Raw genomic sequence first — 3,464 nt, 5'->3', positions numbered from 1 at the left:
GTAGATCTCGTCGGGGCGCCAGCCGAGCCCCAGCGCCATGCGGATCGCGACGAGCAGCACCATGCCGGCGAGCAGCAGCCGCAGATATTCGGGCTTCATCTTCTGCGCGAAGCGCGCGCCATATTGCGCGCCGGTCACGCTGCCGACGAGCAGCAGGCCCGCAAGCACGATATCGACGGCCTTGGTGGTGGTGGCGTGGACCATCGTCGCCGCCATGGTCACGAAGAGAATCTGGAAGAGCGAGGTGCCCACCACCACCTGCGTCGTCATGCCGAGCAGGTAGAGCATCGCAGGCACCATGATGAAGCCGCCGCCGACGCCGAGGATGACAGTCAATATGCCCGTCAGGAAGCCGAGGATCAGGGGCGCGAGCGGCGAGATATAGAGCCCCGAGCGATAGAAGCGCCAGCGCAGCGGGAGTGAGGCGACGAGCGGATGGTGCCGGCGCTTGCGCACCGTGACCGCCATGCCCAAGCGCATCGCGGCGATGCTGGTCCACGCTTCCTTGGCCATCATCGCGCCGATCGTGCCGAGCAATACGACATAGAGGATCGCGATCACCGTATCGATCTGGCCCGACTCCTGGAGCAGACGGAAAATGCCGGCGCCCGCGAATGATCCCATGATCCCGCCGACCACGAGTACGCCCCCCATGCGGAAATCGACGCCCTCGCGCCGGACGTGCGCGAAGACCCCCGAGACGCTCGCGCCCGTCACCTGCGTCGCCGCCGAGGCGGCCGCGACCGTGGGTGGAATGCCGTAGAAGATCAGCAGTGGCGTGGTGAGGAATCCGCCGCCCACGCCGAACATGCCCGACAAAAGGCCGACGAGCCCGCCGAGCCCGATGATCACGAGCGCGTTCACCGAGATGTTGGCGATCGGCAGATAGAGGTCCATTGCGCCGTCAGGGGTAGCCCGTGAACCGCGCGCCGAAAAGGCGAATTTCAGAAACTGCCGTCGAGCGTGACCGCGAGGCCCGATTGGGGCGCGGCATCGCCCGCGATGCGCTGGCGCCAGTCGAGCGACGCGCCGATATTGGCAGCGGTGCCGTCGAACTTCACCCGCATGCGCGGACCGATGTCGAGGCGCGATACGCCCGGCTGCGCGGCCCCCCAGATTCCTCCGCCGATCGACAGGCTGGCGTTGTCGGTCTGCAGCACCGTGCGCGTCGCGCTGGCCGCACCGTCGACGAAACCGTCGCGGCGCTGGAGGCCGACCATGCCCGCCTGCCCATAGGCTTCGAGCCTGAACCCTGCGGGCAGGGCGATGGGTCCGACGCCCCCCGCAGCCATGACCGCGAAGGCGTTGCGTGCGCCCTTGTCCAGCGCGATGCGGCGCTCGACCGTGAGCGTCACGGGCACCGCGTGGCTGGGGCGCCAGCTCAGCCCGATCGCCGCCTCGCGGCCCAGCCGCGTCTCAAGCGGCGCGGATATGCGGCCGGTCAGCGCCAAATCGCGCGCGATCGCGTAATCGAGGCGCATGCCGGCCTGGCTCCCGCCGAGCTGGCCACCATCGGCGAGGCCGGGCAGGCCCATGCCGTCGCGCACGAAAATCCAGCCATAGCCCGAAAGCCGGCCGGGCTTTGGTGGCATGGGCGCGCGCGGGTCGGGCGCCGCCGACAATGCGCTCAGCCCCGAATGCATGCCCGCAAGCGACAGCATCGCCAGCAACGGCGATCCACCCCGCGCCTGCACCAGCAGCGCGTCGCGATCGGGCGGGGAAGCCGCGACCGATTCCAGTGCGGCGGGCAGAACCCCGGGCATCTCGGGGGAATCAGCGTCGGCCTCGGCTGCAGCTGCCAGGCGGATGGGCGGATCGAGCACGATCGTCACCGAACGGGCGGGCGCACCCGATGCCATCCGTTGCTGCCCGAAGCCCGGAAGCATGGTCATGGGCGCGCCACCATATCGGCCATCGGGCCAAAGCAGCAGCGCCCGCAATCCCGCCCAGAGCGCGAGGACCGCGACGACGAAGCGCAGGGGGCGCGACTCGATCATTCGGCGGGCGTCAGTTCGGGAAAGACATGCGTGGTCTTGCCCCATTCGATCGCGCCGCCGTGGCGCATCTTCCAGTAGCGCATGATCGCTGCACGCGCCGCCATCATTTCGACGATATTGGCGACGAATACGCGGGGGACAGAACGAAGCCCTTCGCGCACGCCATAGGCGCGGGTGACGAAAAAGGCGCGCATCGCGAGGCGCCAGACGAGTAGCGCGGCGTTGACCGTTAGCAGCAGTGTCATCAGCGGCGTCGGTGCTGCGCCGGGTATTCCCGCGAGTCCCTGCAGCATGAAGGCGGTGACGGTCAGCAGCAGCCCGGCATAGGCCGCGGCAAGCGCGATCACCGCGATCAGCGCGCGCCGGTCGCGCAGCCGCATCCAGAATTCGGCGGGACCGCCACGCCAGCCAAGCCGATCCCAGCCCGCGAGCGCGATGCCCGTCATCCAGCGCGACTTCTGGTGGACCGCATCGCGCAGGCGCGCGGGGAAATGCGCGCGCACCGCGACGGGCTTGCCACCGCGCGCCGCGGGCAGGCGGACGAAGATGCCTTCACCACCCTGCTCGGCGATGCGCAGCCCGAGCTCGTAATCCTCGGTCAGGCTGTCGCTGTCGAAGGGCAGGCCGCCTTTGGCCTGCGCGATCCGCTCGAGGGCGTCGCGCGCAAAGGCGCAACCGACGCCCGCCGAGGGCACCGCGGCGCCGAGCACCTCGCGCGCAACGACGCTCTTGCCGTGCGCCTCGGCGAACTCGTCGCAATAATGGCCCGAGATCCAGCGCGAACCTTTGTCGACCAGCGGCAGCACGGGCAGCTGGACGAGGTCGAAGCGCTCGATGAGCGTGTCGAAGATCCTGAGCTCGCCCGAATGGACGACGTCTTCGGCGTCATGAAGTACGATCGCTTTCGCCCGCTTGCCGCTCGCGATCTCGTCACGGCCCAGCGCGCGCCAGAGTGCGTTGAGGCAGTCGGCCTTGGTGGTCGGGCCGGGGCGCGCATTCACGACGAGGCGGACGCGCGGGTCGCGCGCGGCGACCGAGGCGACCGCACCGATCGTCGCGGGATCGTTGGGATAGACGCCGACATAGAGGCGATAGGCGGGATGATCGAAGCGCGCGAGTGCGGTCGCGAGCATCTGCGCGATCACCGCGTCCTCCCGCCATGCGGGAATGAACACCGCGAGCCAGCCCGGATCGCGCGGCGGCGGCAGCGTGGCAAGGTCGGCGCGCGGGCGCCGGCGATAGACGATCAGGCGTCGCCATAACGTGTTGGCGACCCAGATCAGATCGATCAGGAGATCGTCTATTCCGCCGATGAGGAACAGCACGGCAGCGAACAGCACAAGTTCGTGCGCGGTCGCGCCGGTCCATACGGCAAATGTCGCAAAGTCCCGGTGGATTCAACCGGTCATTGCAACACCTTCTTGAGCCTATCGGCGGGGGTCTCGAAGTCCAATGTTTTTCGAGGGC

The 3,464-nt window shown here is 68.6% G+C and carries 3 protein-coding genes; all 3 read right to left on the bottom strand.

Annotated features, from left to right (window positions below; all coding sequences use genetic code 11):
• On the bottom strand, positions 1–897 hold an 897-nt coding region (locus AC3WJD_RS21750), incomplete at its 3' end, for a sulfite exporter TauE/SafE family protein (protein ID WP_492748910.1).
• A gap of 47 nt (positions 898–944) precedes the next feature.
• Positions 945–1,997 carry a hypothetical protein gene (locus AC3WJD_RS21745; protein WP_492748908.1) on the bottom strand — a complete coding sequence of 351 codons (1,053 nt, stop codon included), beginning with the start codon at positions 1,995–1,997 and terminating at the stop codon, positions 945–947.
• Positions 1,994–3,394: a glycosyl transferase family protein gene (locus AC3WJD_RS21740; RefSeq protein ID WP_492748911.1), complete on the bottom strand. Its 1,401-nt coding sequence runs from the start codon at positions 3,392–3,394 to the stop codon at positions 1,994–1,996. Before AC3WJD_RS21740 ends, AC3WJD_RS21745 begins: the two co-directional genes overlap by 4 nt.
• Positions 3,395–3,464 lie beyond the last annotated feature (70 nt).

It is taken from the genome of Sphingobium sp. FW306-1B-F04DB (genome assembly GCF_058781925.1).
This window is presented reverse-complemented; position numbering and strand designations above follow the sequence as displayed.

Excerpts from the sequence above, each read along its gene's own strand:
- AC3WJD_RS21745 (WP_492748908.1), bottom strand. The coding sequence starts at position 1,997 with ATGATCGAGTCGCGCCCCCTGCGCTTCGTCGTCGCGGTCCTCGCGCTC.